Below are 21,133 nucleotides of genomic sequence, written 5' to 3'. Positions count from 1 at the left end.
ATAACCCCTTTTTTTTGCCGTGCCATATGAAAATAGCTGATCCTGATCAACGGTTTATAAAAATTTAGTCCAAATAATAAATCCCGACAGGTTTGACAACACTACTCGCAAACGTTTGCCCACGCTGTTAGAATTGCCCGCGCCCTATTTCAACCGCAACATATCATCTCCGTGGGGATCTTGCAGTGACCGATAAAACCTCTCTCAGCTATAAAGACGCAGGTGTGGATATCGATGCCGGCAACGCATTGGTAGACCGTATCAAAGGCGTAGTGAAACAGACCAAACGTCCGGAAGTGATGGGTGGGCTGGGTGGCTTCGGTGCGCTGTGCGCGCTGCCGCAGAAATACCGCGAGCCGATCCTGGTCTCCGGCACCGACGGCGTCGGCACCAAACTGCGTCTGGCGATGGATTTAAAACGTCACGATACCATCGGCATCGATTTGGTGGCCATGTGCGTCAACGATCTGGTGGTCCAGGGCGCGGAGCCGCTGTTCTTCCTGGATTACTTCGCCACCGGCAAGCTGGACGTGGATACCGCGGCCCAGGTGATCACCGGCATCGCGCAGGGCTGCAAGCAGTCCGGCTGCGCCCTGGTGGGCGGCGAAACGGCGGAAATGCCCGGCATGTACCACGGCGAAGATTATGATGTGGCCGGTTTTTGCGTCGGCGTGGTGGAAAAATCGGAAATCATCGACGGCAGCAAGGTGCGGGCGGGCGATACCCTGCTGGCCCTGGCCTCCAGCGGTCCGCATTCCAACGGCTACTCGCTGGTGCGTAAAATCCTGGAGTTCAGCCAGACCGACCCGTTGCAAACGCAGCTGGAGGGCAAATCCCTGGCCGATCACCTGCTGGAACCGACCCGGATTTATGTCAAGGCGCTGCTGCAACTGATCGAACAAACGGAAATCCACGCCATCGCCCACCTTACCGGCGGCGGTTTCTGGGAAAATATTCCGCGGGTGTTGCCGGCGGATACCCAGGCGGCGATCGACGAAAGCAGCTGGCAGTGGCCGGCGGTGTTCGGCTGGTTGCAACAGGCCGGCAATGTCAGCAGCCATGAGATGTACCGCACCTTTAACTGCGGCGTGGGTATGGTTGTGGTGGTGCCGTCGCACAGCGCCGACCGGGCATTGTCATTATTGGGCGAGTTGGGCGAAACGGCGTGGAAACTGGGTGAAATCCAGGCGCTGGCAGGTGCTGAACGGGTCATTATCCGTTAATGAAAACGCTCGTGGTGCTGATTTCGGGCGAGGGCAGCAATCTCCAGGCGGTTATCGACGCCTGCAGGCAGGGGAAAATACCGGGGCGGATTGCCGCGGTATTCAGCAACCGCGCCGACGCGTATGGCTTGCAGCGCGCAGGCCATGCCGGCCTGCCGGCGCAGGCCCTCAATCCCCGCCATTATCCCGACCGCGCGTCCTTCGACGACGCGCTGATGCGGCGGATCGACGGCCATCAACCGGACGGGATCATCCTGGCCGGCTACATGCGCATCCTGTCGCCGCAATTCGTGGCGCATTACGCGGGCAGGATGCTGAATATCCACCCTTCCCTGCTGCCGTTATATCCCGGTTTGCATACCCATCGCCAGGTTCTGGCCAACGGCGATACCGAACACGGCACCTCGGTGCACTTCGTCACCGAGCAGTTGGACGGCGGCCCGGTGATCCTGCAAGCCAAGGTGCCGGTATTCGCGGGCGATACCGAGGACGATCTCATCGGACGCATCAAAACCCAGGAGCACGACATCTATCCCCTGGTCATCGGCTGGCTGCTGGAAGGCCGGCTGGCCCTGCGCGACGGCGCCGCCTGGCTGGACGGGCATCCCCTGCCGCCGCGGGGTTACGCCGCGGACTAAACCTTAACGCAACCGGCCGGTGATATACTCTTCCGTTTTGCGCTGCCCGGGAGAGGTGAACAACCGGTCGGTGGCGGTGTATTCCACCAGCTTCCCCTGATGGATAAACGCCGTATAGTCCGATACCCGCGCGGCCTGCTGCATATTATGGGTCACCAGCACCAGGGTGTACCGGGCCTTGAGCGAAATCATCAACTCCTCGATGGTCAAAGTGGTGATGGGGTCCAGCGCAGAGGTCGGTTCGTCCAATAACAACACTTCCGGTTCAATGGCGATGGCCCGCGCAATGGTCAGCCGCTGCTGCTGGCCGCTGGAAAGGCGAAACGCGTTATCCTTGAGGCGATCTTTTACCTCATGCCACAGCGCCGCAGCGCGCAGCGCCCGCTCGGCGGCATCATCAAGCATGCGGCGGTCGCGGATTCCCAACAGCCGCAGGCCATAGACCACATTGTCGTAAATGGATTTAGGAAAGGGATTGGGCCGCTGGAACACCATGCCCACCCGCCGGCGCAGGGCGACCACGTCCTGCCCGGGTCCATAGATATCCTGGCCCAAAAACTTCACCGCCCCCTCGACGCGGCAATCATCGGTCAGATCGTTCATGCGGTTAAAACAGCGCAGCAGGGTCGATTTACCGCAGCCCGACGGACCGATCAGCGCGGTAATCCGCTGTTTGGGGATACGCAGGCTGATAGCCTCCAGCGCCGGACGACTGCCGTAAAACACATTCAGGCGTTCCGCCTCCAGCACGGTTTGTTCCTCGGTCAGCCGATGAATATCCGGCATTTGCGGGAAGATAGCGGGGGTCAGCAGCGACATCGTTCGTTCTCCATTAGAGCGTCAGCGCCCGGTATTTTTCGCGCAGGCGGTGGCGCAGCGCAATGGCCGCCAAATTCAGCCCCACCACGATGGCCATCAGTAACAGCGCCGTGGCGAACACCAGCGGCCGCACCGCATCGCTATCGGGGCTTTGAAATGCCATATCGTAAATTTGAAATCCCAGATGCATGAATTTACGCTCGGGGTGCAGATAAGGGAATACGCCGTCCAGCGGCAACGCGGGCGCGGATTTAATCACCCCCACCAGCATCAGCGGGGCGGTTTCCCCCGCCGCCCGGGCCACCGCCAGGATCAGGCCGGTGATCATCGCGGGAGCCGCGCCGGGCAGCACCACGCGCCACAGGGTTTCCGCGCGGGTCGCCCCCAGGGCCAGCGAACCGTGGCGCAGCGCCGGCGGGATGCGCGACAACCCCTCCTCGGTGGCCACGATCACCACCGGCAATGTCAATAGCGCCAGCGTCAGCGCGGCCCACAGCAAACCCGGCGTACCAAACGTCGGATTTGGCAGGGCTTCGGCGTAAAACAGTTTATCCAGCGTACCGCCCAGCACATAAATAAAAAATCCCAGGCCGAACACGCCATAGACAATCGACGGCACTCCCGCCAAATTGCCTACCGCGATGCGAATCAGCCGGGTCAGCCAGTTATCCCGGGCATATTCGTGTAAATATACCGCCGCCATCACCCCAAGCGGCATCACCATCACCGACATCAGCATCACCAGCAGCAACGTGCCGACGATAGCCGGGAAAACCCCGGTCTGCGCCGGATAATCATGGTTGTCCCGCGACACGAAGCGGCCTACCTGAGCGGCCCATAACCGCACTTTTTCCGCGAATCCCATATTATTGGGATACCAGGCGCGCTCGATTTCCCGTAGCGGAACCTCGCGGGTGGCCCCGGCGGCGTCGCGAAGAATCAGGCGATCCCGGTCCATCTCCTTTTCGATGTCCGCCAGTTGCCGGTTCAATTGATCGTTCTGGCGCTGGATTTCATTTTGTCCGGCGCGATATACCGCCTGGTTCAGGGGAGTCCACCGCCCGTCTTTCAGCCACTGCTGCCGCTGGCGGCTTAACTGCTCGGCGCGCTGGTTCAGCCCGGCTTGCTGCCGGGTGCGCAGCCCGGCGGCCAGGCGGCGCTGGGTCTCGATAAGCGTCAAGCGCTGCTGTAGCGCATGGGACATGTCGCCGGCGGTCAGGGGCTGGCCGTCCTCCGTCATACCTTGCAGGAAACCATACTCTTTACCATAAAAATTGCGCTGCAACAGCAGCACGTCGGGCGGGCGCCGGCGCGATATGACCTGCCCGGCCGATACCCGGATAAAATCGCGGCTGGCGTCGGTGCCGCCGGTACGGATGACATAAAAAACGGTGTCCGGCGCCTGCGGACCGGCGTCGCGGACACCGGACACCGGACGACGGTTTTCGGTGGCGTAGATCTCGCCCAGCAGCACGGCGGATACCCCGTCGGCCGCACCGGGCTGGCGCAGTTGAAACTGATAGACCGGCTGGGGCCAGAACAGCCCCATGCCCTGCCAGCCCAGCAACGCCACCAGCGCCAGCATCGCCGATAAACTGATGGTCACCCCTCCGGCGGTCAGCCAGATCCAAGGGCGGCCGGATCGAAACCAGCGCCTCATCCCGCCTCCCCGTCTTGTTGCCGATAACGGGCCCGCAGGCGCAGGCGCAGGGCCTCGGCCAGGGTGTTAATCAGAAACGTAAACACGAACAGCACCAGCGCGGTCAGCAGCAGGATGCGGTAATGCTCGCTGTTTAACGGCGCCTCCGGTATCTCGATGGCAATATTGGCCGCCAACGCCCGCAGTCCCTGGAACAGGCTGCCGTCCACCCGGGGCATGTTGCCGCTGGCCATTAATACAATCATGGTCTCCCCGATCGCCCGCCCCAGACCGAGGATAAACGCGGAAAACAGGCCGGCGCTGGCGGAGGGCAGCGTGACGCCCAGCAGGGTTTGCCAGGGGGTGGCCCCCAGGGCCAGCGATCCCTGCACCAGGCGCACCGGCACATTAAACAGCGCATCCTCCGCCAGGGAGAACATCAGCGGAATCAGGGCGAACCCCATGGCGGTGCCGACCACCAGCGCGTTCATGGGGTTGTAATCGTCTCCAAGCCAGGCCGATAACGGCTGGCCGAACAGGAGGCGGTCGATCAGCGGCGACAGGCGGCACATTCCCCACACGGTCAGCGCCACCGGCGGCAGCAACAGCAGGCAGCCCCATCCCTGGACGGCACCTTTGCGCCCGCCGGCCGACATCCGGCCCAGCCCCCAGCCAACCGCCAAGATCACCGGCGGCAACGCCAGGGGCAGCAGCAAAATGCCGCTCAGGACCCGGCCATAATAGGGCGCCAGCCATAAACCGGCGATCAGCCCGACGATCACGCTCGGCACCGCGCCCATAATTTCCATGGCGGGTTTGATCCACCGGCGCAGGGCCGGCGCCATAAACCACGCGCTGTAAATAGCGGCGGCCAGCGCCAGCGGGGTGGCGAACAGCATGGCGTAGCCGGCGGCCTTCAGAGTGCCGGCCAGCAGCGGCACCAGGCTGAATTTGCCGCTGTCGCCTTCGTTGGCCGCAGTAGACTGCCAGGTCAAGGTGGGCGCGGGATAGTGGCTGTACCAAACCTTTTGCGTAAGGGTGCGCCAACTGATATCGGGCGAAGCGAGCCGGAGCCGCCAGAGGTGCCAGCCGGCGCCGTCCACTAACACAATGCCCCCGCTGCCGTTATCGCCGCCATGGCCGTCATCGCTTACCGGGCTGAACGCCGCGACGGCGCCGGGCACCAGGCGGGTTTGCGCCCGGGGCGCGGATAACCGGGGGGTAAACAGGGCGAATGCGCCGTCCGCCGCCAGCACGCCGAACACCGGACGCTGGGCCGACACCAGGATTTGCGCGTCGGGCCCGGCGCGCAGGGTAAACTCCCGGATGCGCGCCAGATGGCGCCCTCCCTCATCGGTAATATCGAACCACAGGGATAAGCGCCGCGCGGCGTCGCGCACCAGCAGCGACCCATCCACCGGCAGCAGGGTAAGCTGCACCGGTCCGGCGGCGGCCAATACCTGCCGCTGGCGCAGCGCGATCGGGCCTTCGCCGCCGATGGGGTAAATGCTCAGCTCATTGCCGGCCAGCAAATAGAGCAGGCGGCCATCGGGGGCAAGCAGCAGGCGATCGATGGCGGCGGTGCCGGTATCCAGCTCCCTGCGGACCATGCCCTGCGGCCCGAGCCGGGCGACCACCACCCGGCCGGAAGAAAGCTGCGCCGCCATGACCGCCTGATTTTCAGCCGGCTGCGCCAGCGCCATATGGCGCAGCGGCCCGTTACCGTCGCCAAGAACGCGCACATTGTCGCCGAACGGATAGGTCCAGATCGCCGTTTTGGCCGGGTGGGCCGGGAAAGCCGGCCGCACCAGCCGTACGCCCCCGCGGATATCGCCAAGCAGGAACAGCGGCTGCCCGCCGCTGGCGGGGGCCAGCGCGGAAAAATCCGCCATCAGGCCGGCCGGCGGCGGCGATGTTCCTTGCAATGACACCAGCGCCCCTTGCCCGCGGCTATCGATATAAAAGCTCCAGGCCAGGGAGTCATCGGCTCCCACGGCCAGTATCCCGGCGGGGGCCGCGGACGGGGCGCGCTGCGTGATGCCGGTCACCGGCGTCACCGCAGGGGCGCGAAACAACGGAAAAACCGCATATAAGAGATAGCAAAACATCACCAGCAGCGCCAAAAGCACCAACAAACCCCCGCCGCTGACCAGACCGCGGGTCAGGCGGTCATGGAAACGACGGTAAGGAGCGGTTTTGGTGTTAGCGAGCCGTTTTATTGTCATATTTCCCTGTTATATAGGAACAACCTTGCGGGCCGGGCGAATTCTGGAAGCCTATGTTGCCTGTAAGATATTAAGATGACAATCTCAAGAAGGTTGTTCTGGTGGACTTTGCCTCAGGTGGGGCGATAATACTGGTAACACAGGATCCTTCCTTCCTGAACAAATTAACGGAGTGGCAATGGGTCAGGAAAAGCTTTACAGCGAAAAAGAGCTAAGTTGGTTGTCCTTTAATGAGCGCGTGCTGCAAGAAGCCGCGGATAAGACCAATCCATTAATAGAACGCATGCGCTTTCTGGGCATTTACTCCAATAATCTTGATGAATTTTACAAAGTCAGGTTTGCCGAATTAAAGCGCCGCATCCTCATTAGCGAGGAGCAGGGTTCCAAGGTGACCTCGCGCCATCTGCTGAATAAAATCCAGGCCAAGGTGCTCAACACCGAACAAGAGTTCGATAACCTGTATAACGATCTGCTGCTGGAAATGGCCCGCAACCAGATCTTCCTGATTAATGAACGCCAGCTATCCCCCAATCAGCAAGAGTGGCTGCGCTATCACTTTAAACAACAGCTGCGCCAGCATATTACGCCCATCTTAATCCAGCACGACACCAACCTGGTGGAGTTCCTCAAGGATGACTATACCTATCTGGCGGTGGAAATTATTCGCGGCCAGGAAACCAATTATGCCCTGCTGGAAATTCCGGCCGATAAAGTGCCGCGGTTTATCAATTTGCCCGCGGAGCCGCCTCGCCGCCGCAGGCCCATGATCCTGCTGGATAATATTCTGCGTTACTGCCTGGATGATATTTTCACCGGCTTTTTCGATTACGATACCCTGAACGCCTATTCGATGAAGATGACCCGCGATGCCGAATATGATTTGGTAACGGAAATGGAATCGAGCCTGCTGGAATTGATGTCGTCGAGCCTGAAGCAGCGCCTGACCGCGGAGCCGGTGCGCTTTGTGTACCAGCGCGATATGCCCAATGACATGGTGGAAATGCTCAAAGATAAGCTGGGCATCTCTTCCTATGATTCGGTGATCCCGGGCGGACGCTATCATAATTTCAAGGATTTCATCACTTTCCCTAACGTCGGTAAGGCGAACCTGGTGAATAAACCGCTGCCGCGCCTGCGCCATACCCGGTTCGAGCATTTCCGTAACGGTTTTGACGCCATTCGCGAGCGGGATGTCTTGCTTTATTATCCCTATCATACTTTCGAGCACGTATTGGAATTACTGCGCCAGTCGTCCTTCGACCCCAGCGTTATCTCCATCAAAATCAATATCTACCGGGTGGCGAAGGACTCGCGCATTATCGATGCCATGATCCACGCCGCCCATAACGGCAAAAAAGTCACCGTGGTGGTGGAACTGCAGGCCCGTTTTGATGAAGAAGCCAATATCCATTGGGCGAAACGGCTGACCGAAGCCGGCGTGCACGTTATTTTTTCCGCGCCGGGGCTGAAAATCCACGCCAAGCTATTCCTGATCTCCCGCCACGAAGGCGAGGATATTATGCGCTATGCGCATATCGGCACCGGCAACTTCAACGAAAAAACCGCCCGTCTGTATACCGACTATTCGTTGATTACCGCCGATCCGCGCATCACCAATGAAGTGCGCCGGGTGTTTAATTTTATTGAAAATCCTTACCGCCCGGTCAGCTTCGACTATTTGATGGTGTCGCCGCAAAATTCCCGCCATATGCTGTATCAAATGATCGATCAAGAGATCGCCAATGCGCAGGCCGGCCTGGAATCCGGTATTACTCTCAAGATTAATAACCTGGTGGATCAGGGGCTTATCGATCGCTTATATACCGCATCCGGCGTTGGCGTGAAAATTCGCATCCTGGTGCGCAGCATGTGCTCGTTAATTCCTGATTTACCCGGCATCAGTGAAAATATCCGGGTCACCAGCATCGTCGATCGTTATCTTGAGCACGATCGGGTGTATGTATTTGAAAACGGTGGTGATAAAAAAGTCTTCCTGTCGTCCGCCGACTGGATGACGCGCAATATCGATTATCGCATTGAAGTGGCGGTGGCGTTGCTCGATCCGCGCTTAAAACAGCAGGTGCTGGATATTCTGGCATTACTGTTCAGCGATACGGTAAAAGCGCGTTATATTGATGCTCAATTGAGCAATCGCTATGTGCCGCGCGGCAATCGTCGCAAGGTGCGTGCGCAGACCGCTATCTATGACTATATTAAGCGACTTGAACAACCCGGAGATCAGGCCTGACGTATGCCACTAAATAACTCTAGCACGCCCAAACCCGAAGAATTCGCGGCCATCGACCTGGGGTCGAACAGCTTTCATATGGTGGTCGCCCGGGTGGTAAACGGCGCATTGCAGGTCCTGAGCCGGTTAAAACAGCGGGTGCATCTGGCCGACGGGCTGGATGCCGGCAATGTCTTGAGCGACGAAGCCATGGCGCGCGGCATCAATTGCCTGGCGCTGTTCGCCGAACGCCTGCAGGGCTTTTCTCCGCTGCGCGTATGCATCGTCGGCACCCACGCCCTGCGGGAAGCGGTGAACTCAGAAGAGTTCCTGACCCGGGCCGCGCAGGTTATCCCCTACCCGATTGAAATCATTTCCGGGCATGAGGAAGCGCGGCTGATTTTTATGGGCGTGGAGCATACCCAATCGGAAAAAGGCCGCAAGCTGGTGATCGATATCGGCGGCGGGTCCACCGAACTGGTGATCGGCGAAAATTTCGAACCGCTGCTGGTGGAGAGCCGCCGCATGGGCTGCGTCAGCTTCGGCAATCAATTTTTCCCCGGCGGGGTCATCAGCCCGGCGCATTTTCGCCGCGCCCGCCTCGCCGCGGCGCAAAAAGTGGAAACCCTGGCCTGGCAATACCGCATTCTCGGCTGGCAGGTGGCCCTGGGAGCGTCAGGCACTATCAAAGCCGCCTGCGAAGTGCTGCTGGAACTGGGTGAAAAAGACGGCGCCATTACCCCCGATCGCTTGCAGTTGCTGTACGACAAAGTCATGAAATTCAAGAGCTTCAGCGCGCTGAGCCTGCCCGGCCTGTCCGAAGAGCGCAAGAGCGTATTCGTGCCCGGCCTGGCCATTTTGTGCGGGGTGGTGGACGCCTTGGCCATTAATGAGCTCCAGTTGTCCGACTGCGCCCTGCGCGAAGGGGTACTGTATGAAATGGAAGGCCGGTTCCGCCATCAGGATATCCGCTCACGCACCGCGCGCAGTCTGGCGGAGCATTATAATATCGACAGCGATCAGGCCAAGCGGGTGTGCGATACCACCGAAGATCTCTATCAGCAGTGGTTTGGCCAAAACGAGGATTTACAAAATCCGCAGTTGGAAGCCCTGCTGAAATGGGCCGCGTTATTGCATGAAGTGGGCCTGGGAATAAATCATAGCGGTCTGCAACGTCATTCCGCCTATATTTTGCAGCAAACCAATATGCCCGGCTTTAACCAGGAACAGCAGTTGCTGTTGGCAACCCTGGTGCGTTTTCACCGCAAAGGGCTGAAGCTTGACGATTTGCCGCGCCTGAACCTGTTCAAGAAAAAGCATTTCTTACCCTGCCTGCAAATACTGCGGCTGGCGGTATTGCTCAATAACCAGCGCCAGGCCACCTCGCCGGCGCCACTGCGCTTGATAACCCACGATAATCATTGGACGCTGGCGTTTCCGGCCGGCTTTTTTGCGCAAAACAACCTGGTGCAGCTGGATTTAGAGCGTGAACAGTCTTACTGGTCAGATATCCCCGGCTGGAAACTGGACATTATCGAAGACGAAGAGGTCTGAATTAAACGTTATGTGCGGTGAAAGGGTTCAGAGATCATAAAACCATTGATGATACTTGGCTATCATGTCCGTTGATGGTTTAATCATAATGAATTCTCAAAGAGGAACCCTTTTAGTGAAGTTGGCTTATTCTATGCGCAGACGACGAACCTCGGTGCGAATGACTCGCTGGATATTATTAATCAGTTTTGTTTTTTTATTCGCCCGCCTGGTCTTTGCCACCGTGGGTGCCTGGCAGCACCAGCAAGACAAAATCAATGAGCCCGCGGGGCAAATGAACAGCGTCGACGATCGTCGTAATGATTAATCCCCTTCTTGCCCCGGCAGGAGCTTAGCCTGGCCTCGCTTCGCCTTATTCCAGCCTGCGCCTTGCGGTGATGCACCAGCGGTTTCCCACCCATGACTTTTACCTGTCCCCCTCTTTTCGGGTCCCGGCTATGCTATTTATACTCCTACCAACCACAACCCCATGGGGAAACAGCGTATGCCCGCGATAAAACACCAGGCACCGCAGCTAACTGAACTGCGCCGTCAGGTGCTCAGCCTACTGTTGGCCAATCGGGGCCTGGTCGATAGCATCCTGGGCCGTCCCGTACGCGATAGCGGCGTCGCGCCGCAAACCTTGCTCGATCAAACCGCCCGGCTGGTCAGCATACAGCGCCAGCTCCATGCGGCGGATCTGGCGGATTTGCTGGAGAGCCTGCCCCATGACGAACGTCTGGCGTTCTGGCGGCTGATCGATAACGAGCAGCGCGGCAAAACGCTGGTGGAAGCCTCCGAAAACGTCTGGGACAGCCTGATTGCCGAAATGAGCAACGGCGATATCCTCAAAGCCATCCGGCCGCTGGATATCGACGAGCAGGCTTACCTCGCCCGCTATCTGCCGCGGGATTTGGTCGGGCGCATGCTGACCGCCCTTGAACCGCAGCGCCGCGCCCAGGTCAGGGCGATGATGAATTTTGACCGCGACAGCGTCGGTCATCATATGGATTTCGAACTGGCGGCCATCCGCCCGGACGTTACCCTGGCCACGGTGCAACGCTATTTACGCTGGCGCAAAACGCTGCCGGCCAACAGCGACAAACTGTTTGTCGTCGATCGCCGCAATGTGCTGGTGGGGGAACTCGCGTTATCCACCCTGCTGCTTAATCCGCTAAACATGCGGGTGGCGCAGGTGATGGATGCCAGCCCCACCACCTTTCATCCGGAAGATCGGGCGGAAGATGCCGCCGGGGCCTTCGAGCGTTATGATTTAATCACCGCCCCGGTGGTGGATGTCAAAGGCAAGCTGATGGGCCGCCTGAGCATTGAACACGTGGTGGATTTGTTTTTTGAGGAAAACGACAGCAACCTGCGCAGGCTCGGCGGCTTGAGCCCGGAAGAGGATATTTTTGCCCCGGTGCGCAAAACGGTACGCACCCGCTGGGCCTGGCTGGCGGTGAATCTTTGTACCGCCTTTATCGCCTCCAGGGTGATCGGCCTGTTCGAGGGCACCATTTCGCAGCTGGTATCGCTGGCCGCCCTGATGCCCATCGTCGCCGGCATCGGCGGTAATACCGGCAACCAGACCATTACCATGATTGTGCGGGCATTGGCGCTGCACCAACTGGAAAAAGGCAACGCGGTATTTTTACTGCTGCGGGAACTGGGCGTGGCGCTGATTAACGGTCTGGTCTGGGGCGGCATCATGGGGATAGTCACCTGGCTGCTGTACCACGATGCGGGACTCGGCGGCGTGATGATGCTGGCCATGTTGCTGAATCTGGTGTTGGCGTCATTAATGGGAGTATTGATTCCGCTGACCATGATCCGGGTCGGCCACGATCCGGCGGTAGGCTCCAGCGTAATGATTACCGCGGTGACCGATACCGGCGGTTTTTTTATTTTCCTGGGGCTGGCGACCCTATTTTTGATGCCCTAAAGATTTATCCTGTTTTTTTTTCGCTGGGCCCGTGGCGTTTTACAAGGAACACTGAAGTATTCGCGGCAAACACGACCTCGCACAGCGGTTTCTAGACTATTCTAATTATAAGAAAGCTTAGGACTTTAATATGAATGTCAATAAAGATACCTCTACATATAATAATAAGGGTATATGGATTTTCATTACGGCAGCGACACTGCTGCTTTTTGGGTTATCCTTAATTTGTCTTAAGTTATCCCAGCATATTGAACCGCTGTCCCCGCTGTGGCTGGCCACCGCAGTCATGCTGGCGGCGCTCTTTCTTAGCCATTACCGCTATTGGCCGTGGTTTATTATCGGCGCCGCGCTGGGGCTGGTGGCCGCCCAAGCCGTGGCGGGCGGCCCCATCCTGGCCAGCCTGCCGTTAATGGCGATAACCCTTGCCGAGGCGGCCGGTGGCGCCTGGTTGTTAAAATGCGTGTTAAATCAAATTGATCCACTCGACAACATCTATGCCTGGCTGAAATTCTTCCTGATAGGCGTATTACTGGTACCGGCGCTCGGCGCGCTGAGCGCCGGGTATTTCGCCGATACCGCTCCCGGCGGCTTTTTTAATTTTGCGCTGCGCTGGTTTTCCGCCGCGGCGGTGGGCGTCCTGGCGCTGACGCCGGTGGGATTACTGTGCCGCGACCGGTCGTTAGGCTCGATAGTAAAAGCGCGGTCCTGGGGTGAACTGCTGCTGATGATTGCGCTAACGCTTGGCACCTGCTATTTCTCGCTAAGCTATTTGCCCTTTCCCTTTACTTTTATTATCTTGCCTTTGCTGATTGGCGCCATACGGCTGCCGCGGTTTGAAGCCTTCTGGTTATTTCTGGTAACCACGCTGGCGTTATTTATCACCATCGCCACCGGGCTGATTAAACTCAAGCTGCCTTATGACAGCCAAACCGGGCTATTGCTGCATATTCCCCTGCTGATGATTTTAATTCCCGCCCATGCCATGGCCATGGCCATGTACGCCTTTCGCGCCGAGCGCAGCCGTATTCAGCAAAGCGAAACCCGCTTTCGCAACGCCATGGAGTATTCCGCCATCGGCATGGCGCTGGTCTCGCTGGAGGGCTCCTGGATACAGGTGAATAAATCCCTGTGCCGTTTTCTGGGTTATAGCGTCCAGCAAATGAAAAAACTCAGTTTCCAGGAAATCACCTATCCCGCAGATTTGACCTCCGATCTCACCCAGCTTAACGATCTGATCGATGGCCATATTGAAAGTTATACCCTGGAAAAACGCTATATCCGCAGCGATGGGGAAATCGTATGGGCCTTGCTGGCGGTATCCCTGGTGCGCGATCAGCATGATACCCCGCTCTATTTTATCTCCCAGATTGAAGATATAACCGACGTAAAACGCAGCGAGATTATCAATCAGCGGCTAATGGAGCGGATTACCCTGGCCAACGAAGCGGGAGGCGTGGGCATTTGGGAATGGGACGTGGATGCCCGCGCCATGAACTGGGATAAACGCATGATGGAAATTTACGCCATGCGGTCCGGCGAGAGCACCAGCTATGAGTATTGGCTATCGCGCATTATCGATGAAGACCGCGATATGGCCAAACGCACCCTGCACGAGTCGCTGGAGCATCATAAACCCTTCCTGCTGGAGTTCCGTATTCGCCACCCGAACGGCGAAATCCGTCATCTGCGGGCCTATGCCAATATGCTGATGGACGAAACCAACCGGGTGGTGCGCATGATTGGCGTCAATTTGGATATGACCAGCGAAGTCAGGCTTACGGACGCCTTGCATGAGGAAAAAGAACGTTTGCACATCACCCTGGATTCCATCGGCGACGCGGTAATATCGGTGGATCGGGAAATGCGGGTCAATTTTATGAACCCGGTGGCGGAAAGTATGACCGGCTGGCACCAGGATAATGCCCATGGCCAGCATATCGATTCCATTTTGCATATCAGTTTTGGCCCCGAAGGCCCGCCCCTGCCCGCGTCCATCGAAAACCAAAATCAACGCGCCCAGGATTTATCCTCCATCGACAGCGTGTTGATCCTGAATAATCGTCACGGACAAATGTTTGATATTCATTACAGTTCCACCCCGTTAAAGAACCTGAAAGGAGAAATCCTTGGCGCGGTGCTGGTGATCAAGGATGTCAGCGAATCCCGGCAGTTATTGCAGCAACTCAGCTATAACGCCTCCCATGATATTCTGACCGGCTTGCCGAACCGGGCCAGTTTCGAAAAACACCTGGATAATGCGCTGCTCACGGCCAGCGGACAAAAACGCCGGCACGCGCTGGCGTTTATCGATCTGGACAAGTTTAAAGAAATCAACGATACGGCGGGCCACGCGGCCGGGGACGCCTTGCTGCTCGAACTGGGCCTGCTGATGCAGGAAAATATCCGCCAATACGACTGCCTGGCCAGGCTGGGCGGAGACGAGTTCGGCCTGATCCTGCCCGACTGTGGCGCTGAGGACGCGCGACCGCTGGTACAGCGGGTTATCGATGCGGTGAACAATTACCCGTTTTATTGGGAGGATAAGTTATATCGTATCGGCGGCAGCGCCGGCATCACCCTGATAAGCGAAGATAACTGCCACACCAAGGAGGTGATGTCCCAAGCCGATACCGCCTGCTACACGGCCAAACACAGCGGCCGCGGCAGGGTGCAGCTGTTCGAGACGCACCAGACCATTGTCCGGCACCCGGCCGACCAGGCGGAAGCTTTTAGCCGGGAACAGATTGTTGATATTATCCATAATCATCTCCAACTGGTGGTCAGGGCCATTACGCCGCCGCAGGCCATGCCGTCGGCCGGTTTTTATCTGGTCGGCCTGGCTATCGACAATCAGGAGCAGCCGGCGCTTAATCAGGCCGATTTGCTCACGGTGGCGGCAAAATACCGGTTGTTGCCGTCCATCGATCGCTGGTTGCTCACCCAGATTTTTGATCTGTACGGCGCGGCTATCGCCACGCAGGGGGGCGTACTGGCTATTCCACTCTCATTGCAAGGATTAAGCGATGCGTCCCTGGTGGATGAACTGCTGCTGGCCGAACATCATCCGTTGCTCAAACGGCATTCGCTGATTATCAGCCTGAACGGCGATGATTTTATGCGCTATTACCCCGCCGTCGCCGTCGCGCTTAATCTGCTTCACCAGCACGGTTACCGCATAATGCTCGATCAGTTCGGCGGCGATTTGAGCGCGTTTAATAAGCTCCCCGTCGGCCTTATCGACTATATCAAGCTACCGAACCGCTTTATCGACAATGTCCATAGCAGCCAGATGGATGATATTATGGTACGGGTCATCAACGGACATATCCACCGCTTGCGGGCGCGCTCCATCGCCGGCCCCGTCAACCTCGCCGCTACCTTGGCCACCCTGCAGGCTATTGATATCGATTTGGTGGAGACCAAAACCGCGGGTAATGGCTTATTGCTATCCACCGCCCTGGACCAGGGCTATTTCACCGCCCGATAAACGCAGTGAATCAAGCGTCCCAGGCCGCCGGCGGTTTCCAGCCGTTGGCCGGGTTAATCGTTGCCTGCCCCGCCACATTAAGGTAAAGTTCCGGGCCTCATTGGCATGGGGAGGTAAAAATGTTTATTGGGTTTGATTACGGTACCGCGAATTGCTCGGTGGCGGTGATGGATGGGGACCGGCCGCGGTTGCTGCCGCTGGACGGCGCGTCGCCGTATATGGCCTCGATGCTCTGCGCGCCGACGCGCGAAGCCGTAAGTGAATACCTGCATACTTTCTGGCACGTGCCCACCGGCAGCGACGAAAATCAACAGTTGCTGCGCCGGGCGATTAATGCCAACCGCGAAGAAGATATTATCCTGACGGATCATAGCCTGCAATTCGGCCAGCGCGCGCTGGCCAATTATATCGCCGACCCCGAAGAAGTCTATTTTGTAAAATCCCCTAAATCCTTCCTGGGCGCCAACGGACTCAAACCTCAGCAAATCGCGCTGTTTGAAGATTTGGTCTGCGCCATGATGCGCCATATAAAACGCCGGGCCGAAGCCGCCCTGTCCACGCCCATCACGCAGGCGATGATCGGCCGGCCGGTAAACTTCCAGGGCACCGGCGGCGAAGACGCCAACCGCCAGGCGCAGGGCATTTTACAGCGCGCCGCCGAACGGGCCGGTTTTGCCGAGATCGCCTTTCAATTCGAGCCGGTGGCGGCGGGATTGGATTTCGAAGCGACGCTTACGGATGAAAAAATCGTGCTGGTGGTGGATATCGGCGGCGGCACCACCGACTGCTCCATATTGTTGATGGGCCCCGAATGGCTTAAACAGCGGGATCGCCGTCAAAGCCTGCTGGGCCATAGCGGTTGCCGGGTCGGCGGCAACGATCTGGATATCATGCTGGCGTTTAAATCCCTGATGCCCAGCCTGGGCCTGGGCGGCATTACGGCCAAAGGCCTGGCCCTGCCCGCCCTGCCGTTCTGGCAGGCGGTGGCCATCAACGATATTCCGGCGCAGAGCGAATTTTACAGCAGCGCCAACGGCAGGTTCCTGCGCGAACTGATTCGCGACGCCGCCGACCCGGCCACCCTGGCCGCGTTGCTGCAGGTCTACCGGCAGCGGTTAAGCTATCGGTTGGTGCGCAGCGCGGAAGAGAGCAAAATCGCCCTCTCCGCCCAGACGGATACCGTCGCCCCGCTGGATTTTATCCAGCCGGGGATGCAGGTGCCGATTTCACAGGCCGAGCTGGAAGAAGCGATACGCCAACCGCTGGGCCGCATCCAGCAGCAGGTGGACGACGTGCTGTCGCAAAGCGGCGCCCCCCGCCCCGATGTGATCTATCTCACCGGCGGCAGCGCCCGCTCGCCGCTGTTGCGTTCCGCGCTGGAAAACAGCCTGCCGGGTATTCCGCTGGCGAGCGGCGATGATTTTGGTTCGGTCACCGCCGGCCTGGCGCGCTGGGCGCAGCGCCAGTTTATCGGATAGCTGCCGTTTCCCGGCCGGGGTGCGCCTCAGGCCGGGATTGCCGTATCGGCCTCCAATAATCCTTGCCGGATGATAAACGCAATCAGGGTATCAAGGCCCACGCCGGTTTTGAGATTGGTAAACGCCCAGGGACGCTGGGGACGCATGCGGTTGGTGTCCCGCTCCATCACCTCCAGCGACGCGCCGACATAAGGCGCCAGATCGATTTTATTGATCACCAGGAAATCGGATTTGGTAATGCCCGGCCCTCCCTTGCGGGGTATTTTTTCCCCTTCGGCGACATCAATCACATACAGCGTAAGATCCGCCAGCTCCGGACTGAAGGTGGCGCTCAGATTATCGCCGCCGCTTTCGATAAAAATAATATCCAGATTACCGAATCTTTGCGCCAGCTCCTCCACCGCCGCCAGATTCATGGACGCGTCCTCGCGGATGGCGGTATGCGGGCAGCCGCCGGTTTCCACGCCGACGATACGATCGGCGGCCAGGGCGCCGGCCTCGGTGAGAATACGCTGGTCTTCCTTGGTGTAAATATCGTTGGTCACCACCGCCAGCTGATAGCGATCGCGCAATGATTTGCACAGCATTTCCAGCAGCGCGGTTTTGCCAGACCCGACCGGGCCGCCGACGCCGACGCGCAGCGGTTGTTTATAGTGATGCATGTTTCCCCCTTACTGGGTCTTGAGCCAAAATCAGGTCACAGTAACGCCGGCATACCTTCATCGGCGTCAGGAACGGAACAAACGTGAATATTGCGTTTCATGGCAGGCGGACGCGATGGCCTGCAGGGGAAAACTGCCTCCCAGCCCATCGTCATCGAGCAGTCCGGCCTGGATAAACGCCCCCGCCAGCAGCGGCGCCAGTTCGCGCAGCAGGCTTTGGGCTTTTTGCTGGCCAAACGGCACCAGTTTCAGACCGGCCATCACGCTGCTTTCCAGCCAGCTGTAACCGTAACCGAGCGCCAGCGGCTCCAGCGGGATGCCCCATTGCCATCCAAGCCAGGCCATACCCGCCAACTGGCTCTGGCGCAGCGCCGGCAGCCACGGCGCGCTGACCGGCAAATCCGGCCAATCGCCGATCAACCGGGCCAGCGCCAGACCCCGCTGCCGCTCCTCCAGGCGCAGCTCGCCGGTCTCGCGGTTAGCCAGCAGAAAGTCGCTCCAGCGCTGAAAGCCGGCGCTGTCATCCGATTCACACGCCCGGTACAACCGTATCAGCACCGGCAGATCCACCCGGCCCAGCGTATCGTCGATAATCTGCCGCTGCCAGCGGACAAAGGCGTCCCCGGAATCAATCCAGCCCGTTTCAACCGCCCATTCCAGCCCCTGGGAATAGGTAAAACCGCCCACCGGCAGGCTGGGACTGACTAGCTGCATCAGGCGCAACAACGCGATTTGATTAAGCATCAGTGATGATGATGCCCATGGGGCGCGCTTTGGTAAGCTCCCGCCTCGGGTTCGAACGCGGCCTGTTCCGTCGCCACCGTAGCGCCCAGCCCGCGCACCATATCGTCCAGCACATGATCGTGCTGGTAACGCACCCAGTCTTTCTCCACCTGCAAAGGAACATGGCGGTTACCCAGGTGATAACACACCCGGGCGAGCAGCAGCGAATCAGCGGCGGACACCGTGGAGACGGTCTCATGGGCGGCAAGTACCCGCACCACCTCGCCGCCGTCTTCGGTACACAGCAGATCGCCGCCGCGGATCACTTGTCCGCGCGGCAGCATGAGGCCGGCCTCCCGGCCATCGTCGAGACGCACCTGCGCCCGGCTTTTGATGCGGGTATCCAGATCCAGCGTCACCGTAGCGGTGACGGCGGACGCGATCCCTGCGGCAGGTTCGCGATCGAGGCGTTTGGTTAATACAATCATGCTGGGTCCCGGGTCGGTTAGAAAAGAAAGTAGCGCTGCGCCATGGGCAAAACGGCAGCTGGTTCGCAGACTAATAATTCACCATCGGCGCGTACCTGGTAGGTTTGCGCATCCACGTCGATGGTTGGCTGCCAATGGTTATGGATCATATCGGCCTTTCTTACCTGGCGGCAGCTGCGCACCTCGCCAATCAGGCTTTGCAGTCCCAGGCGCTGCGCCAGGCCGTTGCCCGCGGCCGCCTGGGAAAGAAACGTCATGCGCGTGGCGTGGCGCGCGCCGCCCAGCGCCCCGAACATGGGACGATAATGCACCGGCTGCGGCGTGGGAATCGACGCATTGGCGTCACCCATCGGCGCCATGGCGATCATGCCGCCTTTAACGATCAGGCTGGGCTTGACGCCGAAAAACGCCGGAGACCACAGCACCAGATCCGCCAGTTTACCGGGTTCCAGCGAACCCACCTCGTGGGAGATGCCGTGGGTAATGGCCGGATTGATGGTGTATTTGGCTATATATCGCTTTACGCGGAAATTATCGTTGCGCTCGCTATCGGGCGCCAGCGGGCCGCGCTGCGTCTTCATCTTATGCGCCGCCTGCCAGGTGCGCAGAATTACTTCCCCCACCCGCCCCATGGCCTGGGAGTCGGATGACAGCATGGAAAACGCCCCCAGATCGTGCAGGATATCCTCGGCGGCGATGGTTTCACGGCGAATGCGCGATTCGGCGAAAGCCACATCCTCGGCGATACCGGCATCCAGATGATGGCATACCATCAGCATATCCAGATGCTCATCTATGGTATTGACGGTATAGGGCATGGTGGGATTGGTGGAAGACGGCAGGATATTACCGTACCCGCAGACTTTGATAATATCCGGCGCATGCCCGCCGCCCGCACCTTCGGTATGGTAGGTATGGATGGTGCGATCGCCGATGGCCGCCAGCGTATCCTCGACGAAACCCGCCTCGTTCAGAGTGTCCGTATGGATCGCGACCTGCACGTCATATTTATCCGCCACGCCGAGGCAGCAATCGATGGATGCCGGGGTAGTGCCCCAGTCCTCATGGAGTTTCAGGCCAATGGCGCCGGCTTCCACCTGCTCCGCCAGGGCTTCAGGCAGGGACGCATTGCCTTTGCCGGTAAAACCGATATTCACCGGCAGCGTCTCCGCGGCCTGCAGCATGCGCGCCAAATACCATGGCCCGGGGGTGCAGGTGGTGGCGTTGGTGCCCGCCGCCGGGCCGGTGCCGCCGCCAATCATCGTGGTCACGCCGGAGCAGATGGCTTCCTCCACTTGCTGCGGGCAAATAAAATGGATGTGGGCGTCGATACCGCCGGCGGTGACGATTTTGCCTTCCGCCGCCACGACTTCGGTGCCTGGGCCGATGGCGATGGTCACGCCGGGCTGGACATCGGGGTTGCCGGCTTTGCCGATCCCCACGATGCGGCCATCCTTAACGCCGATATCCGCTTTCACTATACCCCAGTGATCGATAATCAGCGCGTTGGTCAGCACCAGATCGACACAGAACGCCGCGGTCATTTGTCCCTGCCCCATGCCGTCGCGGATCACTTTGCCGCCGCCGAATTTCACCTCTTCGCCATATACCGTAAAATCTTTTTCCACTTCAATCCACAAGTCGGTATCGGCCAGGCGAACCCGGTCACCCACCGTGGGGCCAAACATTTCGGCATAAGCGCGCCGTGAAATTTTGCTCATGACCCTTGCTCCAGTTTGCCCATAATCTCGCCGCGAAAACCGTAAACTTCACGTTTACCGCCATAGGCCACCAGGGTGATATCCCGGGCTTGTCCCGGCTCGAAACGTACCGCCGTGCCCGCGGCGATATCCAGCCTGAAACCGCGCGTCGCCTCCCGGTCAAATTTCAGCGCCGGATTCACTTCGTAAAAATGGTAGTGGGAACCGACTTGCACCGGCCGATCGCCATGGTTGGCGACGGTCACCGTCACCCGCTCGCGCCCGACGTTCAGTTCAATGTCGCCTGCGGCTAAACGCATTTCTCCTGGGATCATAACGCCTCGCTGTT

16 protein-coding genes are annotated in these 21,133 nt (G+C 59.0%); 8 read left to right on the top strand and 8 right to left on the bottom strand.

Translation table 11 applies throughout. From position 1 onward, the window contains the following. Positions 1–185: 185 nt before the first annotated feature. Both purM and purN read left to right on the top strand, forming a co-directional pair. Positions 186–1,223, top strand: a complete 1,038-nt coding sequence (gene purM, locus ACL2XP_RS05820; protein ID WP_413737630.1) for a phosphoribosylformylglycinamidine cyclo-ligase — start codon at positions 186–188, stop codon at positions 1,221–1,223. Further along, positions 1,223–1,861, top strand: a complete 639-nt coding sequence (gene purN, locus ACL2XP_RS05815; protein WP_413737628.1) for a phosphoribosylglycinamide formyltransferase — start codon at positions 1,223–1,225, stop codon at positions 1,859–1,861. Before purM ends, purN begins: the two co-directional genes overlap by 1 nt. A 3-nt stretch (positions 1,862–1,864) precedes the next feature. On the opposite strand, the gene pstB is transcribed toward purN, so the two are convergent. Genes pstB through ACL2XP_RS05800 form a run of 3 tightly spaced genes read right to left on the bottom strand, consistent with a single transcriptional unit; the run spans position 1,865 to position 6,544 of the window. Further along, the gene (gene pstB / locus ACL2XP_RS05810; protein WP_413737627.1) at positions 1,865–2,680 is read right to left on the bottom strand and encodes a phosphate ABC transporter ATP-binding protein PstB; all 816 of its coding nucleotides are present in this window, start codon (positions 2,678–2,680) and stop codon (positions 1,865–1,867) included. Between the two features lie 13 nt (positions 2,681–2,693). After that, positions 2,694–4,340 (bottom strand): phosphate ABC transporter permease PstA, encoded by a 1,647-nt coding sequence (gene pstA, locus ACL2XP_RS05805; RefSeq protein WP_413737625.1) that lies wholly within the window; start codon positions 4,338–4,340, stop codon positions 2,694–2,696. Beyond that, entirely contained in the window at positions 4,337–6,544 is a 2,208-nt protein-coding gene (locus ACL2XP_RS05800) for an ABC transporter permease subunit (RefSeq protein WP_413737624.1), read from the bottom strand. The genes pstA and ACL2XP_RS05800 overlap by 4 nt, the downstream gene beginning before the upstream one ends. Positions 6,545–6,722: 178 nt before the next feature. On the opposite strand from ACL2XP_RS05800, the gene ppk1 reads away from it, so the two are divergent. The 6 genes from ppk1 to yegD all read left to right on the top strand — a co-directional run bounded on the left by ppk1 (position 6,723) and on the right by yegD (position 17,211). After that, complete coding sequence (gene ppk1 / locus ACL2XP_RS05795) at positions 6,723–8,792, top strand: polyphosphate kinase 1 (protein ID WP_413737623.1); 2,070 nt, start codon at positions 6,723–6,725, stop codon at positions 8,790–8,792. A gap of 3 nt (positions 8,793–8,795) precedes the next feature. Beyond that, a complete protein-coding gene (ppx, locus tag ACL2XP_RS05790; protein ID WP_413737622.1) occupies positions 8,796–10,325 on the top strand; it encodes an exopolyphosphatase in 1,530 nt (509 codons plus the stop codon). Positions 10,326–10,458: 133 nt separating this feature from the next. Next, positions 10,459–10,632, top strand: coding sequence for a YfgG family protein (locus ACL2XP_RS05785; RefSeq protein WP_413737620.1), 174 nt, complete (start codon positions 10,459–10,461; stop codon positions 10,630–10,632). A 177-nt stretch (positions 10,633–10,809) separates the two neighbouring features. Then, the gene (locus tag ACL2XP_RS05780; RefSeq protein ID WP_413737619.1) at positions 10,810–12,246 is read left to right on the top strand and encodes a magnesium transporter; all 1,437 of its coding nucleotides are present in this window, start codon (positions 10,810–10,812) and stop codon (positions 12,244–12,246) included. A 130-nt stretch (positions 12,247–12,376) separates the two neighbouring features. After that, entirely contained in the window at positions 12,377–15,733 is a 3,357-nt protein-coding gene (locus ACL2XP_RS05775; RefSeq protein ID WP_413737617.1) for a diguanylate cyclase, read from the top strand. Positions 15,734–15,852: 119 nt separating this feature from the next. Next, positions 15,853–17,211, top strand: coding sequence for a molecular chaperone (gene yegD / locus ACL2XP_RS05770; protein WP_413737616.1), 1,359 nt, complete (start codon positions 15,853–15,855; stop codon positions 17,209–17,211). A gap of 26 nt (positions 17,212–17,237) precedes the next feature. Here yegD and ureG read toward each other — a convergent pair whose 3' ends face one another. The 5 genes from ureG to ACL2XP_RS05745 form a co-directional block, all read right to left on the bottom strand. After that, the gene (gene ureG, locus ACL2XP_RS05765) at positions 17,238–17,873 is read right to left on the bottom strand and encodes an urease accessory protein UreG (RefSeq protein WP_413737614.1); all 636 of its coding nucleotides are present in this window, start codon (positions 17,871–17,873) and stop codon (positions 17,238–17,240) included. A 66-nt stretch (positions 17,874–17,939) separates the two neighbouring features. After that, positions 17,940–18,617: an urease accessory protein UreF gene (locus ACL2XP_RS05760; protein WP_413737612.1), complete on the bottom strand. Its 678-nt coding sequence runs from the start codon at positions 18,615–18,617 to the stop codon at positions 17,940–17,942. Beyond that, on the bottom strand, positions 18,617–19,084 hold the full coding sequence (gene ureE / locus ACL2XP_RS05755) for an urease accessory protein UreE (RefSeq protein WP_413737610.1): 468 nt from the start codon (positions 19,082–19,084) through the stop codon (positions 18,617–18,619). The genes ACL2XP_RS05760 and ureE overlap by 1 nt, the downstream gene beginning before the upstream one ends. A gap of 17 nt (positions 19,085–19,101) precedes the next feature. Beyond that, positions 19,102–20,805: an urease subunit alpha gene (gene ureC / locus ACL2XP_RS05750; RefSeq protein ID WP_413737608.1), complete on the bottom strand. Its 1,704-nt coding sequence runs from the start codon at positions 20,803–20,805 to the stop codon at positions 19,102–19,104. Continuing rightward, positions 20,802–21,119 (bottom strand): urease subunit beta, encoded by a 318-nt coding sequence (locus ACL2XP_RS05745; RefSeq protein WP_413737607.1) that lies wholly within the window; start codon positions 21,117–21,119, stop codon positions 20,802–20,804. The genes ureC and ACL2XP_RS05745 overlap by 4 nt, the downstream gene beginning before the upstream one ends. Positions 21,120–21,133: the final 14 nt, after the last annotated feature.

The sequence above is a fragment of the Sodalis sp. RH21 genome, assembly GCF_047324175.1.
Lineage (GTDB): Bacteria > Pseudomonadota > Gammaproteobacteria > Enterobacterales > Enterobacteriaceae > Acerihabitans.
Note: the sequence above shows the minus strand (reverse complement) of the source record. Positions and strands in the feature narration are given on the sequence as shown.